The organism is Kitasatospora sp. NPDC004272 (assembly GCF_053603035.1).
In genome coordinates this window covers 1-4,463 of sequence record NZ_JBSGET010000257.1, presented here as the reverse complement: position 1 = coordinate 4,463, position 4,463 = coordinate 1, and the positions used below count along the sequence as shown (strand labels likewise).

Below are 4,463 nucleotides of genomic sequence, written 5' to 3'. Positions count from 1 at the left end.
GAGGGCGGGGACCTCCCGGAGGTCCCCGCCCTCGTCCGCGCGCGACGCGGCTACGCGGGCCCGGCGGCCCACGGCAGGTAGTCCGGCAGGTCGGCCGGCACCCGGCCGGGGAAGTCCGGGTCGCGGCGCTCGAAGAACGACCGCACGCCCTCCGCCGCGTCCGGGCCGCGGGTCAGGTCGTGGATCAGCCGGGAGTCCAGGCGGTGCACGGCCTCCGGGGAGTCCGCCCAGGCCATCCGGTACAGCAGCTGCCGGGTCAGCGCGACCGGGACCGGCGCGGTGCGGGCGGCCAGGGTGCGGGCCAGCTCCAGCGCGGCGGGCAGCACCTGGTCGGCCGGGTGCAGGGCGGTCAGCAGCCCGGCGGCGCGGGCCTCCGCGGCGGGCACGATCCGGCCGGAGAGCATCCAGTCCAGCGCGGTGCCGAGCCCCACCAGCCGCGGCAGGTACCAGCTGGAGGCGCCCTCGGGGACGATCCCGCGCCGGGTGAACGGGAAGCCGAACTTCCCGTCCTCGGCGGCGATCCGGAAGTCGGCGGGCAGCAGCAGCGAGGACCCGACGCCGACGGCGGCGCCGCGCACGGCGGCGATCACCGGCTTGTTCATCCGGTACATCACCGAGGTGACCCGCCCGGCCGGCTCCTGGTAGCGGCCCGCGGCGGCGGCCGCGGCCAGCTCGGGGTCCTCGGTCCGGGTGAAGCCCCGCTCCTTGCCGTTCCCGGCGGCCAGGTCGGCGCCCACGCAGAACGTCGGCCCCTCGGCGGTCAGCACCACGGCCCGGACCTCCGGATCGGCGTCGGCCCGCCCGAAGGCGTCGGCCAGCTCGTGCGACATCCGCACGGTGAAGCCGTTGCGGGCCTCGGGGCGGTTCAGCGCGAGGACGGCGACGCGGCCGTCCACGCGGTAGGTGATCTGCTGGTAGTCGGCGTCCACGAATTCGGTGTCCACGGGTCTCTCCGGTCAGCGGGCGGGGAAGGCGTCGGCCAGCAGGGCGGCGGCCGAGGCCCAGGTCAGGTCCTGCAGCAGGGCGGGGACGTCGGGGCCGCAGCCGGCCACCTTCGCGGCGAACTCCTCGGCGGTGGCGGGCAGTCCGGGAGCGCCCGGCGGCAGGGCGAGCGTGCGGCCGACCGTCCGGCCGCCCGTCAGGGTCACCTCGACCTCGGTCGCGCCGGTGAGCAGGTCGGTGCCGCCGCTCTCCGCGGCGAACACCTCGACCCGCTCCAGCAGCCGGCGCGCCGCCGGCCGCCGGACCGCGTCGTCGGTGAACGCGTCGAAGCCGGGGAAGCCGTCCAGCAGGGCCGTCACCACGGCGTACTCCAGGCTGAACTTGGCCTGCAGGCCGGTGGTCGGGTCCCGGTGGATCAGCGGGTGGACGGCGGCGCGCGGGGTGTGCACGGCGATCCGCTCCACCTGCCGCGGGTCCGGGACGGCGGCCGCCAGCGCGCGGGCCGCGCCGATCGGCCGCTGCATCGCGTAGCAGCAGGGGAACAGCTTGGTCGCCAGCCCGTCCGGCACCGCGGGGCCGCCGAGGTCGATCCGGTCGGCGTCCCCGCCGACCAGCGGGAGCCACTCGTCCAGGGCCGACGCGTCCGCCCCGGCGCCCGCCGCCGCCAGCCGCGCCGCCCGGACGCCCGCCTCCGCGGCGAAACCCACCTGGAGCGCCTTGGCGTCGGTGCCGAACGCCCGCTGCACGCCGCCCGCCGCGGGCAGCGCCAGGGCGATCGCGCGGGCCAGGCCGTCGGCGTCCAGCCCGAGGGAGATCCCGGCCGCGACGGCCGCCGCCGGGGCCCCGGCGGTGCAGGTGGCGTGCCAGCCCGAGGTGTAGTGCGCCCAGCCCAGCGCGCTGCCGAGCCGGGCCATCACGCCCGCGCCCGCGAGGTAGCCGCGGGCGTCCCCGCCCGCGGCCAGCACGGCGGGGACGCAGACCGTGCTGATGTGGGTGGTCGACGGCAGGTGCAGGTCGTCGAAGTCCAGGACGTGCGCCACCGCGGCCCAGCGGGCGGCGTCCGGCAGCGGGGCGGCGAGCGCGGCCATCGGGTGCTCCCGGGCGGCCAGGGCGACCGCCACGGTGTCCCGCAGCGCCCGCTCGGCCAGCAGCAGGTCCTCGGGGGAGGGGGTGAACTCGGCGGCCCACCGGGCCAGCCTCTGGGCGCTCTGCACCATGCGGACTCCTGACGCGCGCTCGGGTGATCGAACGATCGTTAAATTATCAGGTCAGGTCCCCGGCGGGGGAGGGACGGGCGTCACACCGCGCCGGCGCCGCACCCGTCCGCCGCCCCGCCGGCCCGCCGGCCCGCCGTTCGGCCCACCGGCCCGCCGGCCCGCCGTTCGGCCCACCGGCCCCGCCGTTCGGCCCACCGGCAGCCCGGCTACCCGCCGGTACCCCCGCAGGGTGGGAAGGGAGGACCGGAAAGCGGAGAGGAAGGCAGCGGATGGTGAAGGCATTCGGGTCCGTCGGGTACGGCGGGCCGGAGCAGCAGGAGTTCCTGGACGGCACGGGCGTCGCCGAACGGCTGCGCGCCGCCGACCCCGCCAGTGCCGCCGGCACGCTCGACCCGCACGTCACCGCCCGCTACCCGCTGGAACGCGCCGCCGAGGCGACGGCCGAGGCGGAGGGCGGACACGCCCGAGGGAAACTGATCCTGGAGATGAGCCGACCGTGAAGATCACCGAACCGAGCCCCGGCGCGCCCTGCTGGGTCGAACTCGCCACCAAGGACCCGGCCGCCGCCAAGGTCTTCTACCACGAGCTGTTCGGCTGGCGCGCCGAGGTGGTCCCCGACGAGAAGGCCATGGGCTACACCAAGCTCTACCTGGGCGATCAGCTCGTCGCCGGACTCAGCGGGCTGATGCAGCCCGACCAGCCCACCGCCTGGACGATCGGTTTCCACACCGCCGACACCGACATCACCGCCGACGAGGTCGCCGACGCCGACGGCAAGGTGATCGTCCCGCCGACCGTCGCCCTGGACTGGGGGCGGTTCGCCGTCGCCGCCGACCCCACCGGCGCGGTCTTCTCCACCTGGGAGCCCGCCGCCCTGCGCGGCGTCGACCTGCGCGACGAGCCCGGCGCCCTCGGCTGGGTCGAACTCGCCACCCGCGACCCGCGCGCCGCCGCCGAGTTCTACGCCCGGGTGTTCGGCTGGAGCGTCAACACCGGTGAGATGTACACCCAGTTCGGCCTGGGCGGACGCGACTTCGGCGGCATGATGGACATGTCCGACCAGTTCCCGGCCGAGGTCGCGCCCTACTGGATGCCGTACTTCGCGGTCGCCGACGTCGACCTCGGCGCCGAACGCGCCGCCCTGCTCGGCGCCACCGTCACCCTCCCGCCCACCGACGTCCCCGACGGGCCCCGGCTGGCCGTGCTGCACGACCCGCAGGGCGCGCTCTTCGGCATCCACGCGGCGGAGGCGGCGCAGTAGGGGAAGCGGAAGAGGGCCGCCCCGGGGTCGGGGCGGCCCTCCGTGCGCGCGGGGGAGGGGAGCGGGGGAGGCGGAGCCCGCGGGGGTCAGACCCGGGCGGGCGGGGCGCCGGCGGGGGTCGCGGACGGCGGCGGGCCCGGGCGGCGGCGTTCGCGCAGCACCGGCGCGGCGGCGCACACCGCGGCCGTCAGCACCACCGCCAGCGCCGTCAGCGGCACCCAGTCGCCCAGCCGCACGTACCAGGTGCGGGCCGCCGGATCGGCCAGCGCCAGCCGGACCGTCACCGCGCCCGACCCGTCGGTGTCCATCCGGACCAGCCGCCGCCCCTGCGCGTCGTACGCCACCGACTCGCCGGTCAGGGCGGCCTGCACCACCGGGCGGCCGGTCTCCGCGGCCCGCAGCGCCCCCAGCGAGGCGTGCTGCGCGGGCGCCCAGGTGGACTGGAAGGTGGAGGTCGCGGACTGGTAGACGATCAGCTCGGCGCCCTGCCGGGCCGCGGTGCGCGACATGTCGGGGAACGCGGACTCGAAGCAGATCAGCGCGCCCACCGGCAGCGCCCGCCCGCCGCGGTCCACCACCGGCAGCAGGTGCACCGAGCTGCCGGGCACCCGGTTCTCGCCCGCGGCCGCGCTCACCCCGGCGATCCAGCCCAGCAGCGGGCGCAGCGGGATGTACTCGCCGAACGGCACCAGCCGGATCTTGCGGTAGCGCGCCAGCACGCCCGAACCGTCCACCAGCACCGCGTCCTTGGAGATCCGGCCGTCCGCCTTCCGGGCGTCCTCGCCGACCAGCAGCTGCGCCCCGGTGGCGCTGGACAGCGCGGCCAGCCGGGCCACCGTGTCCGGCTGCCGGTCCAGGTCCTCGGTGGTCGAGCTCTCGCCCCACACGACCAGGTCCACCGGACGGGCGGCCAGGGTACGGGTGATCCGCACGTTCGCCTCCAGCCGGGCCCGCTCGTCCGGGGTCGGGCCCGCCTGCACCAGCGCCACCGTCGCCGCGCCCGAGGTCGCCGGGGCGGCCCGCTGGCGTTCGCCGCGCAGGCC

The 4,463-nt window shown here is 77.4% G+C and carries 5 protein-coding genes; 2 read left to right on the top strand and 3 right to left on the bottom strand.

The window, feature by feature from the left end:
* Positions 1–50: 50 nt before the first annotated feature.
* Together ACWEO5_RS38095 and ACWEO5_RS38090 are read right to left on the bottom strand one after the other, a co-directional pair.
* Positions 51–944 (bottom strand): enoyl-CoA hydratase-related protein, encoded by an 894-nt coding sequence (locus tag ACWEO5_RS38095; protein WP_452166652.1) that lies wholly within the window; start codon positions 942–944, stop codon positions 51–53.
* A 12-nt stretch (positions 945–956) separates the two neighbouring features.
* Entirely contained in the window at positions 957–2,159 is a 1,203-nt protein-coding gene (locus ACWEO5_RS38090) for an MmgE/PrpD family protein (protein ID WP_452166651.1), read from the bottom strand.
* A 269-nt stretch (positions 2,160–2,428) separates the two neighbouring features.
* Between ACWEO5_RS38090 and ACWEO5_RS38085 the strand changes: the two genes are divergently transcribed.
* Positions 2,429–2,659, top strand: coding sequence for a zinc-binding dehydrogenase (locus ACWEO5_RS38085; RefSeq protein ID WP_452166650.1), 231 nt, complete (start codon positions 2,429–2,431; stop codon positions 2,657–2,659).
* Positions 2,656–3,420, top strand: coding sequence for a VOC family protein (locus ACWEO5_RS38080; RefSeq protein WP_452166649.1), 765 nt, complete (start codon positions 2,656–2,658; stop codon positions 3,418–3,420). The genes ACWEO5_RS38085 and ACWEO5_RS38080 overlap by 4 nt, the downstream gene beginning before the upstream one ends.
* A gap of 86 nt (positions 3,421–3,506) precedes the next feature.
* Here the strand turns inward: ACWEO5_RS38080 and lnt are convergent.
* A partial coding sequence (gene lnt, locus ACWEO5_RS38075) for an apolipoprotein N-acyltransferase (RefSeq protein ID WP_452166648.1) occupies positions 3,507–4,463 on the bottom strand: 957 nt, incomplete at its 5' end.

What these genes read in the sequence shown, in the direction of transcription:
- ACWEO5_RS38090 (WP_452166651.1), bottom strand. Translation starts at nt 2,159, where the DNA reads ATGGTGCAGAGCGCCCAGAGGCTGGCCCGGTGGGCCGCCGAGTTCACC.
- ACWEO5_RS38085 (WP_452166650.1), top strand. Translation starts at nt 2,429, where the DNA reads ATGGTGAAGGCATTCGGGTCCGTCGGGTACGGCGGGCCGGAGCAGCAG.